This window comes from Enterobacter wuhouensis (assembly GCF_004331265.1).
In the GTDB taxonomy this organism is placed as follows: Bacteria; Pseudomonadota; Gammaproteobacteria; order Enterobacterales; family Enterobacteriaceae; genus Enterobacter; species Enterobacter wuhouensis.
On the sequence record NZ_SJOO01000004.1, the window covers coordinates 208748 to 223162 of the forward strand.

Sequence of the window (14415 nt, forward strand, 5' to 3'; positions counted from 1 at the left end):
AATCTGTCAATGAAGTTGCCACAGCCTCACTATTGAATTGATAAGCATTATCACTTCAAATATCTTTGCCCGGTAACTCCCGGATATTGGACATCATGCAGCGCTCTCCACAGGAACGGTGGGAGGTACCACGATTCTGTTGTGTTGCATAAGGTTATCCAATGACTTCCAGCCTTGCCGCCAGGGTAAAGCCTGACGAATCTACCGTTGCTTCCCATTACCGCCGGGTCATCCTGCGCCGTTACGCTCTCGCGGGGGGAATACTGGTATTGATCCTCTGCTCCCTGCTCCTCGACTTTACTCTCGGGCCGTCCGGCATCTCCGTTTCTACGCTCTGGCACACGCTGATCAATTCGGCCTCCGCCGACGCGGGCACGCGCGTCATCGTCTGGGATATTCGCCTGCCGTTTGCCCTGATGGCCGTCGCCGTCGGCGTGGCGCTGGGGCTGGCGGGCGCAGAAATGCAGACCATCCTGAACAACCCGCTCGCCAGCCCGTTTACGCTGGGCGTGTCGTCCGCAGCCTCCTTTGGCGCCGCGCTGGCGATTGTGCTGGGGCTGGGAATTCCCGGCATCGACGATAAATGGTTTATTCCCGCGAATGCTTTTATCTTTGCGCTGCTGGCCTGCTTTATCCTTGACGGCATCAGCCGCTGGACCCGCGTGGCTACGTCAGGCGTCGTTCTCTTCGGCATCGCGCTGGTCTTTACCTTCAACGCCCTGATTTCCATTCTGCAGTTCGTCGCCAGCGAGGATACCCTGCAGGGGCTGGTCTTCTGGACGATGGGCAGCCTGGCCCGCGCCTCGTGGGATAAGCTGGCGATCCTGGCCGTCGCCCTGCTGGTTATCGTGCCGCTGTCGCTGAAAAATGCCTGGAAGCTGACCGCGCTGCGCCTGGGGGAAGATCGTGCCGTCAGCTTCGGCATCAACGTGAAAAAGCTGCGCATGACTACGCTGCTGCGCATCAGCATTATCTCAGCCCTGACGGTGGCCTTCGTCGGCCCGGTTGGCTTTATCGGCCTGGTTGCGCCGCATATCTCACGCATGATGTTCGGGGAAGACCACCGGTTTTACCTGCCCGGCAGCATGCTGATCGGCGCGCTGGTGCTCTCGCTGGCCTCCGTATTTTCCAAGAACATTGTTCCCGGCGTCATTATTCCGGTGGGCATTGTGACGTCGCTGGTTGGCGTGCCGTTCTTCCTCAGCATCATTATCCGCAACAGGGGGAACGTATGACCGACGGCCTGCTCGTTCGCGATCTGCACACCGGCTATCGCAAGAAGAAGATCATCAGTGGCTTAACGACGCCGCTGCTGCCGCGCGGAAAAATTACCGCGCTGCTGGGGCCAAACGGTTCGGGTAAATCCACCCTGCTGCGCGCCCTTGCAGATCTTAATCCCGCCGAGGGGGCGCTGCTGCTCAACGGCGACGACCTGATGACGCTGCCGCCAGCGAAGCGCGCGCAAAGGGTGGTGTATCTGCCGCAGTCCCTGCCGCAGGGCGTGCATCTTCACGCCCTTGAGTCGGTCATCGTCGCCCGCCGGGCAAGCGGCAGCACGCGCACGCATAACGTTGAACAGGAAGCGTACGCCATTCTCGAAAAGCTGGGCGTTGCCCACCTGGCGATGAGCTTCCTCGACCAGCTCTCCGGCGGCCAGAAGCAGCTGATTGGCCTTGCGCAGTCGCTTATCCGCGAGCCGGACCTGCTGCTGCTGGACGAGCCGTTAAGCGCCCTCGATCTCAACTATCAGTTCCACGTAATGGATATCGTTGCCCGCGAAACGCAGCTGCGAAACATCGTCACCGTGGTGGTGATCCACGACATCAACATTGCCCTGCGCCATGCGAACTACGCCATGATGCTCAAAAGCGGGGAGCTGATTGCCAGCGGGCTGCCGGGAGAAGTGGTGAATTCCGCCAATCTGGCTACGGTGTACGGCGTGGATGGCCGGGTTGAATACTGTTCCCGTGGGCTACCGCACGTGGTGGTCGACGGGTTAACGCCATAAAAAAGAAGACGGGGAAAACATGACGCTGAAAAAACGAATCGCTGCCGGCCTGGCCCTGGTATTTATGCCTCTGCTGGCGCTGGCACAGAACTGGCCGGTCACGGTAAAGGATCTGGACAACCGCACGGTGACTATCGAGCACGCGCCGACGCGCATCATCCTGCAGGACGGGCGCGATATCTTCACCCTCGCCCTGCTGGAGCGTGATAACCCGTTCGCCCACGTGGTGGCGTGGAACAACCTGCCGAAAAAACAGGACACTGAAACCTGGAACGTGCTGAAGCGCAAATGGCCGGAAGCGGAAAAGATCCTCGACATGAAGTTTTCCGACCAGGGAAACGTCGATCTCGAAACGGTGATCTCCCGCCAGCCTGACCTGATGATCGCCCAGCTTCGTGCCAAACCGTCGCTGGTGCAGACCGGCGTGCTGGCGAAGCTTGAGGCGCTGCATATCCCGGTTGTCTTCGTGGATTACGAACTGCATCCGGTCCAGAACACGCTGCCAAGTATTGCCCTGCTGGGCAAGGTCATGGGCCAGACGGATCGCGCGCAGGCCTATATCGATTTCTATCAGCAGCGTCTGGATACAATCCACCAGCGTCTGGCGAACGTCAGCAAGAAGCCGCTGGTGTTTATCGAACCGATAGCCGGCGTTGGTGGCCTGGATAACGGCTGCTGCTTTACCCACGCCCGTAACGGCTGGGGGGGGCTGGTCGAGGCGGCAGGCGGGAACAACATAGGCTCGCAGCTGCTGCCGGGCGCAACCGGGAATATCTCGGTCGAGAAAATTATCTCAATGAACCCGGATTACTACCTGATGACCGGGTCTAAGCGTCCGGGTAAAGGCACGGCGGTGATCCCATTCGGCTATAACGTCCCGGCAGGCGACGTGGCGGCAGCGTTTAATGCCCTGCTGGCGCGTCAGGGGGTGGCCAGCATTCCGGCAGTCGCAAAAGGCCATACCGGGGCGCTGTATCATCACTTCTACAACAACCCGTACAACGTCATCGCCATTGAGGCGCTGAGCAAAATCTTCTATCCAACGCAGTTTGAGGACGTTGACCCGCAGGCGGATTACCACACCATAATCACCCGCTTCACCGCGATCCCGGATGACAACATTATCCTGAGCTATACCCCTTCGCACTAGACGATAGGCCGGGCGGCGGTTTCGCCTGACCCGGCCCGTTCGATTATCCCGCTATCGCCGCTGCTTCAACCGATTTCTGACGCAGCCAGATGCCCAGCACCAGCCCCATCAGCGACAGCGCCAGCACGTACCAGGCCGGAGCCATCGGCGACACGCCCATCAGCACGGTGACGGCAATCGGGGTGAGTCCGCCGAAGATGGCATAAGAGACGTTGTACGAAAACGAGATGCCGGTGAAGCGCACCTCCGGCGGAAACGCGCGCACCATGACGTACGGTACCGCGCCAACCACGCCGACGCACAGCCCCACCAAGCCGTACAGCAGGAACAGCTGCTCCGGGTGGCTGCCCGCCAGATGGTAGAACGCCCAGCTCGACGCGGCCAGCAGCAGGCTGCCGACGATGAAGGTCAGGCTTGCGCCGATTCGATCAACGGCCAGCCCAGCGGCCAGACAGCCGAAGCAGAGCATAATTGTGGCGATACTGTTCGCCTGAAGCGTGACCGCAGGGGCGAAACCGTACTGCTTCTGCAGCCAGACCGGCGACATCAAAATCACCACCACGATGCCCGCCGACAGCAGCCAGGTGAGAAGCATGGATATCACCACCGCGCTTCTGTGGTGCACCACCACCGCTTTCACCGGCAGCTCCTGCGCCAGCGCCTTGCGCTGCTGCATTTCGAGGAAGATCGGCGTTTCCTGCAGCCAGCGGCGCAGGTACATCGCCACCAGGCCAAACGCCCCGCCCAGCAGGAACGGCAGGCGCCAGCCCCACTCGTGCACCGCCTGCTGCGTCATGCTGGTATTCACGAGAGTCGCGACGACTGAACCCAGCAGAATACCGATGGTCAGCCCGGCGGTTAAGGTGCCGCAGGCGATACCAATGCGGCGCGCCGGAACGTGCTCGGCCACGAAAACCCATGCGCCGGGTACTTCGCCGCCAATCGCCGCGCCCTGCAGAAGGCGCATCAACAGCAGCAGCAGTGGGGCAACGAGGCCTATTGAGGCGTAGGTGGGCAGCAGGCCGATGGCCAGCGTCGGCACGGCCATTAGCAAAATGCTCAGGGTAAACATCTTCTTACGCCCGACCAGATCGCCGAAGTGGGCCATCACGATGCCGCCCAGCGGGCGTGCCAGATACCCGGCGGCAAAAATGCCGAAGGTTTGTACCTGGCGCAGCCATTCCGGAATATCCGCCGGGAAGAAGAGCTCCCCCACCACGGCGGCAAAGAACACGAAGATGATGAAGTCGTAGAACTCCAGCGCGCCGCCCAGAGCGGCGAGCGTGAGGGTTTTATAATCCTGTCGATTCAGAGGTCGGGCGTTATGTGACATAGCGAACCATTATGCGTTTGTTGTGGATTTATTTTTACAGCAATCGTAAAGAAAAAATTACTATACCGTAAAAGTGTTATCCCGCCATCGCCGCTTCAGCTAATGTCACATAAACGTTATTTTCAGGAGATTGTTTCGCGACGCGCGCTTTTGGGACGAAATGCTGCTACGACCTTGTCATCCGTTTCCACATACGGCCCGTCAATGAGCTGTATACAATACGGTACACTTGCAAAGATCCCATGCACAATCACGCTGCCGTCTTCCGCTTTTAGCCCTTCCAGGGTCTCTTTGATCGACTTCGGCTGGCCCGGCAGGTTCAGGATCAACGCCTGTTTGCGGATAACGCCGACCTGGCGAGAAAGAATGGCGGTTGGAACAAAGTGTAGGCTGATCTGACGCATCTGCTCGCCAAAGCCCGGCATTTCGCGGTCGGCCACGGCCAGCGTTGCATCCGGGGTTACGTCGCGGCGCGCGGGCCCGGTTCCGCCGGTGGTAAGCACCAGGTGGCAGCTCATCTCATCCACCAGCTCGCACAGCGTCTGCTCGATAATGGGCTGTTCGTCGGGGATTAAGCGGGTCTGGATTTCAAAAGGGGTGGTCAGCGCACTGCCCAGCCATGCTTCCAGAGCGGGGATGCCTTTATCCTGATAAACACCGCTGGAGGCGCGGTCAGAGATCGACACTAAGCCGATACGTAAGGTATTCATAGCCATTCCATTCAAAAAGTACTGATTAAAGGGAATGATACACGCAGAGGGGAGTTTCAGACAGCGTACGAAAGAAGTAGCGTGACCGGGAACCCGGCCACGCAGAATGATTACAGCAGGTCGCCGATCATTTTTTCCAGTTTGCCCTGGTCAACGGCAAACTTGCGGATACCGTCCGCCAGCTTGTCTACGGCCATTGGATCCTGGTTATGCTGCCACAGGAACTCGGATTCAGTGATGCGCTCTGGACGCGCTTTCACTTCACCGGTGTAGGACAGTTTGCGCTCGAGCGCGCCTTCGCTTTCTGCCAGCTCTTTCAGCAGCGCAGGGGCGATGGTCAGACGGTCGCAGCCAGCCAGCTCGATGATCTCACCGACGTTACGGAAGCTTGCGCCCATAACCACGGTCTCATAGCCGTGCTGTTTGTAGTATTCGTAGATTTCGGTCACAGAAACCACGCCTGGATCTTCTGCAGGGGCATACTCTTTCTTGTCGGTGTTGGCTTTGTACCAGTCCAGAATACGGCCCACGAACGGAGAAATCAGGTATACGCCCGCTTCTGCACATGCGCGCGCCTGCGCGAAGGAGAACAGCAGGGTCAGGTTACAGTTGATACCGTCTTTTTCCAGCTGCTCTGCAGCGCGAATGCCCTGCCAGGTGGACGCCAGTTTGATCAGGATGCGGTCGTTGCTGATGCCAGCATCGTTGTACATTTTGATCAGACGTTTTGCTTTAGCGATAGACGCGTCGGTGTCGTAGGACAGACGTGCATCAACTTCGGTAGAGATACGGCCAGGAACCAGCTTCAGGATTTCCAGACCGATGTTCACTGCCAGTTTGTCAGTGGCATCCACAACCTGCTGCGCGCGGTCGTTGCTCTGCGCTTTCGCCCAGGTCACAGCGTCGTCAATCAGTTTGCGATACTCAGGGATCTGCGCGGCGTTAAGGATCAGAGAAGGGTTGGTTGTGGCATCCTGCGGCTGATACAACTTCATTGCCGCGATATCTCCGGTGTCAGCTACGACAGTGGTGAACTGACGAAGGGAGGTCAATTTATCCGTCATGATAGTGTTTCTCTTTTAACGTGCCCTGGATAATTCACGCTACCGACAGCATGCCTGCAGCGGAAAAATGACAGGTTTACTTGTTAGGGGGATGTAACCGGTCTGCCCTGATGATAACACGAGTGAGGGGCAGCGCAACCGCAGACAGTGCCCTAAGGCAGAGTATGATAAACTCGGAATATTAACAGGTAGCTAAGTACCCGCATGCTCAATCAGTGGTAGCGCTTACATATTCATATTGGCATCAACAAGAGGAATGTTAATGCCTGATTTCTTTTCGTTTATTAGCGAAATCCTTTGGGGTTCCATCATGATATATCTGCTTCTGGGAGCAGGTATATGGTTTACGCTGCGCAGCGGTTTTATCCAGTTTCGCTACATCCGCAAATTTGGCAGAAGTCTGAAAAACAGCGTCACGCCGCAGCCGGGCGGGTTGACGTCATTTCAGGCGCTCTGTACCAGCCTGGCAGCACGCGTCGGCAGCGGCAATCTGGCGGGCGTTGCGCTGGCGATTGGCGCGGGCGGTCCTGGGGCAGTGTTCTGGATGTGGGCCACGGCGATCATCGGCATGGCGACCTCTTTTGCCGAATGCTCGCTCGCACAGCTCTACAAAGAGAAAGATAAACACGGCCAGTTCCGCGGCGGCCCGGCCTGGTATATGTCTCGCGGGCTGGGGATGCGCTGGATGGGCGTTCTGTTCTCGATCTTTTTACTTGTCGCCTACGGCCTTATTTTCAACACCGTGCAGGCTAACTCCGTGGCGCACGCGCTGCGCTACGCCTTTGCCTGTCCAGAGTGGTTAACCGGCGCCGTTTTAGCCCTCTTCATCCTGCTCACCATTTCCACCGGCCTTAAAGGCGTTGCCCGCCTGATGCAGTGGATGGTTCCGGTGATGGCGATACTGTGGGTCGGAGCCAGCCTGTTCGTGACCGCACAGCACATCGACCAGGTGCCTGCGGTGATTGCGACCATCTTCAAGAGTGCGTTTGGCTGGCGCGAAGCGGCATCCGGAGCGCTGGGCTATACCCTGAGCCAGGCGCTCACGGCAGGTTTTCAGCGGGGCATGTTCTCCAATGAAGCGGGCATGGGCTCAACCCCAAATGCCGCTGCCGCGGCCGCGTCGTGGCCTCCGCATCCGGCAGCGCAAGGCATTGTGCAGATGATTGGCGTCTTTACCGATACCATCGTGATCTGCTCCGCCAGCGCGATGATTGTCCTGCTGGCAGGCCCCGTTCCATACGCGTCGGAAGCCGTCGGAATACAGCTTGTTCAGCAGGCGCTGGTCAACCTGGCCGGCGGATGGGGGGCGGGGTTTGTTTCGCTTATCGTGATGTTGTTCGCCTTCAGCTCAATCGTGGTGAACTACATCTATGCCGAAAACAACCTTATCTTCCTGAAGCTCGACTCGCGGCATACCCTCAGGCTCCTGCGTCTGGGGGTGATCCTGATGGTAATGGCTGGTTCATTGCTCAGCATGCCGCTGGTCTGGCAGCTGGCGGATGTGGCTATGGCATTGATGGCCATCACAAACCTGACGGCCATTTTGCTGCTCTCGCCTGTCGTTACCCTTATCGCACGGGATTATCTTCGCCAGCGGAAGCTCGGCGTTCAGCCGGTGTTTGATCCCTCGCGCTATCCTGACATTGAAGCGCAAATTGCCCCCGGCTCCTGGGATGATTTGCCGCGGCAATAGCAGCTATCGATCAATTCAGGGCGATTTTTTGCTAAAGTCGCTCTAAATTTCCTGCAAGGACTGGATATGCTGATTCTGATTTCACCTGCAAAAACGCTCGACTACCAGAGCCCGCTCGCCACCGAGCGCTATACCCAGCCCGAACTGCTGGACTATTCCCAACAGCTGATCCACGAAGCGCGTAAGCTCTCCGCGCCGCAAATCGCCTCGCTGATGAGCATCAGCGATAAGCTCGCCGATCTCAACGCGACGCGCTTCCACGACTGGCATCCTGACTTCACGCCGGACAACGCGCGCCAGGCGCTTCTGGCGTTTAAGGGCGATGTGTATACCGGCCTGCAGGCTGAGACGTTTAGCGAAGCCGATTTCGACTTTGCCCAGCAGCATCTGCGCATGCTCTCAGGCCTGTACGGCGTACTGCGCCCGCTGGATCTGATGCAGCCCTATCGTCTGGAGATGGGCATCCGCCTGGAAAATGCCAAAGGCAAAGACCTGTACCATTTCTGGGGCGATATCATTACCGACAAGCTGAACGCCGCGCTGCGCGCCCAGGGCGATAACGTGGTGATTAACCTGGCCTCCGATGAATATTACAAATCCGTGAAGCCGAAAAAGCTGGAGGCGGAGATCATCAAGCCCGTGTTCCTCGACGAGAAAAACGGCAAGTTCAAGGTGATCAGCTTCTACGCCAAAAAAGCGCGCGGCCTGATGAGCCGCTACATCATTCAAAACCGCCTGACGAAGCCGGAGCAGCTGACCGGTTTTAACACCGACGGCTATTTCTTTGACGAGGCGTCGTCAGGCAAAGGCGAGCTGGTGTTCAAGCGCCACGAGCAGTAAAAACAAACCCCGCCAGCTGGCGGGGTTTTGCATTAATGGTGCTTCCAGTCCGGGCCGCGATCGTCGCGGTGGTCATCGTGGTGATGGTCATCATGGCGATTGTCATGCTTCCGATGCTCATCATGCGGACGCCAGTGGTTATCGCGCCAGTCATAATGCGCCTTCCACCAGTCGTGGTCGCGCCAGCGGCCGCCGTCCCAGTAATGCCCGTTATTGTCCCGATCGCCAATCTGCAGTTTTACCGCAGGCACGAGGGTGATTTCGGATGCCTGTACCGCCATGGGAGCGACCAGCATCAGTGAAAGCGCGATGAGTGCAGGTTTCAGTTTAGACATAGGTGACTCCTTATTCTTCTTGCCCAACGTGGGCCGATGTAAGGAGAGTACGTGAAGGGAACGGGGGATGTTATTCTCTGCAATCCTAAACGCTAAGTGACCGCATTTATTGGGAATTTCTGCTTTTTTCCTGCCTTATTTCTCCTTAATTTCTCCATAAAAAAGCCGGGTGGCGCTGCGCTTACCCGGCCTACGAATTGGTACCGTTATTGCCGGGTGGTGCCGCACTTACCCGGCCTACGTTCTGAGCCGTTGTAGGTCGGGTAAGGCGTAGCCGCCACCCGACAACAATCACGCGCGGGTCATCATCAACTTACGCAGCGCGGCAAAATCCGCCGGAAGCTCATGCGACAGCAGCGGCAGGTCCGCACGGTCCGCCAGCTCTTTCGGCAGCGGCAGCGTTTCGCCCAGGATCGCTTCTACGCTCTCTTTGAACTTCGCCGGATGCGCCGTGCCCAGGAACAGGCCATATTCACCCGGGTTAAGCTGATCGCGCAGCGCGCGGTAGGCAATCGCCGCGTGCGGCTCGGAGGTGTATCCCACCGCCTTCAGATCGCGCATGGTGGCTTTGGTAGTTTCGTCCGTCACCGCGGCGTAGCCCAGATCGCCCAGACGCCAGATTTTACGGCGGAACAGCTCTTCCACGCGCGGCCAGTTGTTCGGCTGCGATACATCCATTGCGTTAGAGAGCGTCGCCTGCGTGGCGTTCGGCGCCCATTTGCCGTCTTTCAGGAAGCGCGGCACGGTGTCGTTGGCGTTGGTGGCGGCGATAAAGCGCTTCACCGGCAGACCAAGGGATTTCGCCAGCAGGCCCGCCGTCAGGTCACCGAAGTTACCGCTCGGTACGGAGATCACCAGCTGGTTGCGCGCTTCCTGCGGCAGCTGCGCCACCGCCTCGAAGTAGTAGCAGATCTGCGCCAGCAGGCGGCTGATGTTGATGGAGTTGGCAGAGTTCAGACCCAGCGCCACCTTCAGCTCTTCGTCGTCGAAGGCCTGCTTGACCAGCGCCTGGCAGGCATCGAAATCGCCGTCGATCGCCACGGTTTCAATATTGCCGCCGAGGGTGCAGAACAGTTTTTCCTGCAGCGGGCTGATTTTGCCTTTCGGGTAGAGGATCACCACGCGGACGTTTTTCAGTCCGTAGAACGCGTGCGCCACCGCCGCACCGGTATCGCCGGAGGTTGCGGTCAGGATGGTCACCGGCTTGTCGCCGCTGATGTGGGTCAGCATCTGCGCCATAAAGCGGCCGCCGAAGTCCTTGAACGCCAGCGTCGGGCCGTGGAACAGCTCCAGACAGCCAATATCCGGCTCAACCTGCTTCACCGGGGCCGGGAACGCAAACGCCGCGCGCACGCGCGCTTCCAGCAGCTCTTGCGGGATTTCGTCGCCGATAAACGCCGACAGAATTTTGGCGCTGCGGCTGACAAAGTCCTGCTTCAGCAGCGCGTCGACGTCGGTCAGCGGGAATTCCGGCAGATCGTGCGGGAAGAATAGCCCCTGATTTTTGCCCAGTCCCTGCGTTACCGCCTGCGCGAAGCTGACCTGCTCGTTATGATCTTTAAGGTTATAGAGTTTCATTAATTATCCCAGTACTCGTGCGCCAGCCGTGTCCAGACGGCAAATATGAACAAAGCCTTCCTGATTTTGCAGGTAGTGTTTAGAGAGCCAGTCCGCCACGCGCTGCGCGGTATCCGGCTTGTCGCACAGGGCGAACAGCGTCGGGCCGGAGCCGGAGATGCCGCACGCCTGCGCGCCGATATCCATCGAGGCCTGTCGCGCCTCGTTAAAACCGGGCAGCAGCTTCGTGCGGTACGGCTCGGCAATGACGTCTTTCATCAGCTTCGCCGCCAGCTGCGGCTGTCGGGTGTAGCAGGCGTGGATGAAGCCCGCCAGGTGACGCCCGTGGGCGATACAGTCCTGACGACGATACTGCGCGGGCAGGATCGCACGCGCTTCTGCGGTAGAGACCTTAATGCCCGGATAGGCCAGCACCCACAGCCACTCATCAAACCCTGGCACCTGCTGGCTGATGATGCCATTTTCTTCGATCATCAGCTGCATGCCGCCGAGGAAGCACGGCGCCACGTTGTCATAATGAATGCTGCCGGAGATGCGCCCTTCCAGCTCGCCCATCAGCCCCAGCAGACGGCTGTTGTTCAGCGGCTTGCCGCAGTGCTCGTTCATTGCCACCAGCGCGGCGACCACCGAGCAGGCGCTGGAGCCCAGGCCCGAGCCAATCGGCATGCTTTTTTCCAGCGTCATGGCGACCGGCACGTTTTTGCCGATCTCCTGACAGAAGCGTTCCCAGCACTGATAAACGATATTTTCGCGCGGGTCGGCCGGCAGCTTGCTGGCGAAGCGGCCCACGTTGTTCAGGCTGAAGCTCTCTGCGGCTTCAACCGTGACCGTATCGCCCAGCAGCGAGCCATCCACCGGCGTGACCGCCGCGCCCAGCACGTCAAATCCGACGCTCATATTGGCGCTGGAAGCCGGGGCATAAACTTTGACCATGTTAAACTCCTAACTTCCATGACAGGGTACGCAGCAGATCGGCAAACACGCCCGCCGCCGTAACATCGTTCCCTGCGCCATAGCCGCGAAGCACCAGCGGCAATGGCTGATAATAGTGGCTGTAGAACGCCAGAGCATTCTCGCCGTTTTTCACTTTATACAGCGGATCGTTGCCGTCCACTTCGGCAATCTTCACCCGGCATACGCCATCTTCTTCAATGTTGCCAACATAGCGCAAAACCTTACCTTCATCACGGGCTTTTGCCACGCGTGCGGCGAAGGCATCGTCGAGCTGCGGCAAGTTCGCCATAAAGGCAGTCACATCGCCGCCATCATCAAACTCTGCTGGCAATACGGGTTCAATCACGATATCGGAAAGCTCCAGCTCGCGTCCGGTTTCACGTACAAGGATCAGCAGCTTGCGCGCCACGTCCATACCGGAGAGATCGTCGCGCGGGTCCGGCTCGGTATAGCCCAGCTCGCGCGCGGCGCGGGTGGCTTCCGACAGGCTCATCCCCTCGTCCAGCTTGCCGAAGATAAACGACAGCGAACCAGAGAGAATGCCGGAGAAACGCTGCAGCTCGTCGCCCGCGTTGAGCAGGTTTTGCAGGTTTTCGATCACCGGCAGGCCTGCGCCGACGTTGGTATCGTACAGGAACTTGCGGCGCGACTTGCTCGCCGCCAGGCGCAGCTGGTGGTAGTAATCCATCGACGAGGTGTTGGCCTTTTTGTTCGGCGTCACCACGTGGAAGCCTTCGCGCAGGAAGTCGGCGTACTGGTCGGCCACCGCCTGGTTCGAGGTACAGTCTACAATCACCGGATTAAGCAGGTGATACTCTTTCACCAGACGGATCAGGCGGCCCAGGTTGAACGGCTCTTTCGCCTCGTTCATCTCGGCCTGCCAGTTTTCCAGGTTCAGGCCGTGAACGTTGGTCAGCAGCGCCTTTGAATTCGCGATGCCGCAGACGCGCAGGTCGATATGCTTCTTCTTGAGCCACTCCTGCTGGCGCTTCACCTGCTCCAGCAGCGCGCCGCCGACGCCGCCGACGCCAATGAGGAACAGCTCGATCACCTGGTCCGTGTTGAACAGCATCTGGTGAACCACGCGCACGCCGGTGGTGGCATCGTCGTTATCCACCACCACGGAGATGGAACGCTCAGACGAGCCCTGCGCAATCGCCACGATGTTGATATTGGCGCGCGCCAGCGCGGCAAAGAATTTAGCGGAGATGCCGCGCAGGGTGCGCATCCCGTCACCGACGACGGAGATCACCGCCAGCCGCTCCTGAATGTAAAGCGGCTCCAGCAGCTCTTCTTTCAGCTCCAGGTAGAACTCTTCCTCCAGCGCGCGGCGGGCGCGCAGGCAGTCAGCCTGAGGCACGCAGAAGCTGATGCTGTATTCAGAAGAAGACTGGGTGATCAGCACTACCGAGATACCGTTGCGGGACATGGCCGCAAAGACGCGCGCCGCCATGCCGACCATGCCCTTCATTCCCGGACCGGAGACGCTGAACATCGCCATGTTGTTCAGGTTGGAGATGCCCTTAACGGGCAGGCCGTCTTCATCAGAGCTGGCGCCAATCAGCGTGCCCGGCGCCTGCGGGTTACCGGTGTTTTTAATCAGGCACGGGATCTGGAACTGGGCAATCGGAGAGATGGTACGCGGGTGAAGCACTTTTGCGCCGAAATAGGAAAGCTCCATCGCTTCCTGGTACGACATCGACTTGAGCAGCCTGGCGTCCGGCACCTGGCGCGGGTCGCAGGTATAGACGCCGTTGACGTCAGTCCAGATCTCACAGCAGTCTGCGCGCAAGCAGGCGGCCAGCACGGCGGCGGAGTAGTCGGAGCCGTTGCGGCCCAGCACCACCAATTCGCCCTTCTCGTTTCCGGCGGTGAAGCCCGCCATCAGGATCATGTGGTCAGACGGAATTTTGCTCGCGGCAATGCGGCGGGTTGATTCGGCAATATCAACGGTGGATTCGAGGTAGTGGCCCACCGCCAGCAGTTTTTCAACCGGGTCGATGACGGTCACGCTATGGCCGCGCGCTTCCAGCACGCCCGCCATGATGGCGATGGAGAGTTTTTCGCCGCGGCAAATCAGCGCCGCGTTGATGCTGTCCGGGCACTGCCCCAGCAGGCTGATGCCGTGCAGAACGTGTTTGATTTGGGCAAATTCTTGCTCCACGAAGGCTTTTAGCTGCGCATGCGGGAAGCCGGGCAGCGCCTCTGCAAGCCCTTGCAGTAGGTCAGCGAAGATACGCTCGGCGTCGCTAATGTTCGGGAGGGCATCCTGGCCACCGATGGTTTTTTCAATCATCGCCACCAGATGGTTGGTAATTTTTGCCGGGGCAGAGAGCACGGTTGCAACCTGCCCCTGCCTGGCGTTGCTTTCCAGGATATCGGCAACACGCAGAAAACGTTCTGCATTTGCCACTGATGTACCGCCGAACTTCAACACTCGCATGGTTCTACCTCGTTTCCTTTAGCCGAAAAAAAAGCCCGCACTGTCTGGGTGCGGGCTTTTTTTTGTTTTTCCTGTACGCGTCAGCCCGCATCGTTACCCGTGGTAATGATGATGGTTGTGGTAATGGTGGTGATGCTGATGCGTTTCATGGATGTTGTGTACTCTGTCATTATTATCTGTCTGTGCTGTATCCTTTTAGGGTTAAAGGATCGGACACCTTAAGTCAACGAATTTTTAATTTGATCACAATTCGGATGACTCTCACGTCCCGCTGCCGTCGGATTTATTTTCGTCCGAATCCCCCAAA

The 14415-nt window shown here is 58.6% G+C and carries 13 protein-coding genes and 1 other annotated feature; of the genes, 5 read left to right on the top strand and 8 right to left on the bottom strand.

The genetic code is table 11. From position 1 onward, the window contains the following. Positions 1–161: 161 nt before the first annotated feature. From E0L20_RS11035 to E0L20_RS11045, 3 genes are read left to right on the top strand one after another with little or no spacing between them, the layout of a single operon-like run. Positions 162–1235 carry a FecCD family ABC transporter permease gene (locus E0L20_RS11035; RefSeq protein ID WP_131634005.1) on the top strand — a complete coding sequence of 358 codons (1074 nt, stop codon included), beginning with the start codon at positions 162–164 and terminating at the stop codon, positions 1233–1235. Further along, positions 1232–2008: an ABC transporter ATP-binding protein gene (locus tag E0L20_RS11040; RefSeq protein WP_131634006.1), complete on the top strand. Its 777-nt coding sequence runs from the start codon at positions 1232–1234 to the stop codon at positions 2006–2008. Before E0L20_RS11035 ends, E0L20_RS11040 begins: the two co-directional genes overlap by 4 nt. A gap of 19 nt (positions 2009–2027) precedes the next feature. Then, positions 2028–3158, top strand: coding sequence for an ABC transporter substrate-binding protein (locus E0L20_RS11045; protein ID WP_131634007.1), 1131 nt, complete (start codon positions 2028–2030; stop codon positions 3156–3158). A 43-nt stretch (positions 3159–3201) separates the two neighbouring features. On the opposite strand, the gene E0L20_RS11050 is transcribed toward E0L20_RS11045, so the two are convergent. The 3 genes from E0L20_RS11050 to tal form a co-directional block, all read right to left on the bottom strand. Further along, entirely contained in the window at positions 3202–4491 is a 1290-nt protein-coding gene (locus E0L20_RS11050) for an MFS transporter (protein WP_131634008.1), read from the bottom strand. Between the two features lie 122 nt (positions 4492–4613). Further along, complete coding sequence (mog, locus tag E0L20_RS11055; RefSeq protein WP_131634009.1) at positions 4614–5201, bottom strand: molybdopterin adenylyltransferase; 588 nt, start codon at positions 5199–5201, stop codon at positions 4614–4616. Between the two features lie 110 nt (positions 5202–5311). Beyond that, a complete protein-coding gene (gene tal / locus E0L20_RS11060; RefSeq protein WP_119935604.1) occupies positions 5312–6265 on the bottom strand; it encodes a transaldolase in 954 nt (317 codons plus the stop codon). 262 nt (positions 6266–6527) lie between these two features. Between tal and E0L20_RS11065 the strand changes: the two genes are divergently transcribed. Together E0L20_RS11065 and yaaA are read left to right on the top strand one after the other, a co-directional pair. Further along, positions 6528–7958 carry an alanine/glycine:cation symporter family protein gene (locus E0L20_RS11065; RefSeq protein ID WP_131634010.1) on the top strand — a complete coding sequence of 477 codons (1431 nt, stop codon included), beginning with the start codon at positions 6528–6530 and terminating at the stop codon, positions 7956–7958. A 66-nt stretch (positions 7959–8024) separates the two neighbouring features. Next, entirely contained in the window at positions 8025–8798 is a 774-nt protein-coding gene (gene yaaA / locus E0L20_RS11070; RefSeq protein WP_131634011.1) for a peroxide stress protein YaaA, read from the top strand. Positions 8799–8830: 32 nt separating this feature from the next. On the opposite strand, the gene E0L20_RS11075 is transcribed toward yaaA, so the two are convergent. The 5 genes from E0L20_RS11075 to thrL form a co-directional block, all read right to left on the bottom strand. After that, positions 8831–9133 (bottom strand): DUF2502 domain-containing protein, encoded by a 303-nt coding sequence (locus E0L20_RS11075; RefSeq protein ID WP_131634012.1) that lies wholly within the window; start codon positions 9131–9133, stop codon positions 8831–8833. Positions 9134–9424: 291 nt separating this feature from the next. Then, on the bottom strand, positions 9425–10711 hold the full coding sequence (thrC, locus tag E0L20_RS11080; RefSeq protein ID WP_131634013.1) for a threonine synthase: 1287 nt from the start codon (positions 10709–10711) through the stop codon (positions 9425–9427). Positions 10712–10714: 3 nt separating this feature from the next. Then, the gene (gene thrB / locus E0L20_RS11085; protein WP_131634014.1) at positions 10715–11644 is read right to left on the bottom strand and encodes a homoserine kinase; all 930 of its coding nucleotides are present in this window, start codon (positions 11642–11644) and stop codon (positions 10715–10717) included. 1 nt (position 11645) lies between these two features. Then, positions 11646–14108: a bifunctional aspartate kinase/homoserine dehydrogenase I gene (gene thrA, locus E0L20_RS11090; RefSeq protein WP_131634015.1), complete on the bottom strand. Its 2463-nt coding sequence runs from the start codon at positions 14106–14108 to the stop codon at positions 11646–11648. Between the two features lie 24 nt (positions 14109–14132). Beyond that, positions 14133–14250, bottom strand: a sequence feature (Thr leader region). Next, positions 14189–14257 carry a thr operon leader peptide gene (gene thrL / locus E0L20_RS11095; RefSeq protein WP_015572623.1) on the bottom strand — a complete coding sequence of 23 codons (69 nt, stop codon included), beginning with the start codon at positions 14255–14257 and terminating at the stop codon, positions 14189–14191. It overlaps the preceding feature by 62 nt. Between the last annotated feature and the right edge of the window lie 158 nt (positions 14258–14415).

Excerpts from the sequence above, each read along its gene's own strand:
- mog (WP_131634009.1), bottom strand. The coding sequence starts at position 5,201 with ATGAATACCTTACGTATCGGCTTAGTGTCGATCTCTGACCGCGCCTCC.
- thrB (WP_131634014.1), bottom strand. The coding sequence starts at position 11,644 with ATGGTCAAAGTTTATGCCCCGGCTTCCAGCGCCAATATGAGCGTCGGA.
- thrA (WP_131634015.1), bottom strand. The coding sequence starts at position 14,108 with ATGCGAGTGTTGAAGTTCGGCGGTACATCAGTGGCAAATGCAGAACGT.
- thrC (WP_131634013.1), bottom strand. The coding sequence starts at position 10,711 with ATGAAACTCTATAACCTTAAAGATCATAACGAGCAGGTCAGCTTCGCG.
- E0L20_RS11075 (WP_131634012.1), bottom strand. The coding sequence starts at position 9,133 with ATGTCTAAACTGAAACCTGCACTCATCGCGCTTTCACTGATGCTGGTC.
- yaaA (WP_131634011.1), top strand. The coding sequence starts at position 8,025 with ATGCTGATTCTGATTTCACCTGCAAAAACGCTCGACTACCAGAGCCCG.
- E0L20_RS11045 (WP_131634007.1), top strand. The coding sequence starts at position 2,028 with ATGACGCTGAAAAAACGAATCGCTGCCGGCCTGGCCCTGGTATTTATG.
- E0L20_RS11050 (WP_131634008.1), bottom strand. The coding sequence starts at position 4,491 with ATGTCACATAACGCCCGACCTCTGAATCGACAGGATTATAAAACCCTC.
- E0L20_RS11065 (WP_131634010.1), top strand. The coding sequence starts at position 6,528 with ATGCCTGATTTCTTTTCGTTTATTAGCGAAATCCTTTGGGGTTCCATC.
- E0L20_RS11040 (WP_131634006.1), top strand. The coding sequence starts at position 1,232 with ATGACCGACGGCCTGCTCGTTCGCGATCTGCACACCGGCTATCGCAAG.
- E0L20_RS11035 (WP_131634005.1), top strand. The coding sequence starts at position 162 with ATGACTTCCAGCCTTGCCGCCAGGGTAAAGCCTGACGAATCTACCGTT.
- tal (WP_119935604.1), bottom strand. The coding sequence starts at position 6,265 with ATGACGGATAAATTGACCTCCCTTCGTCAGTTCACCACTGTCGTAGCT.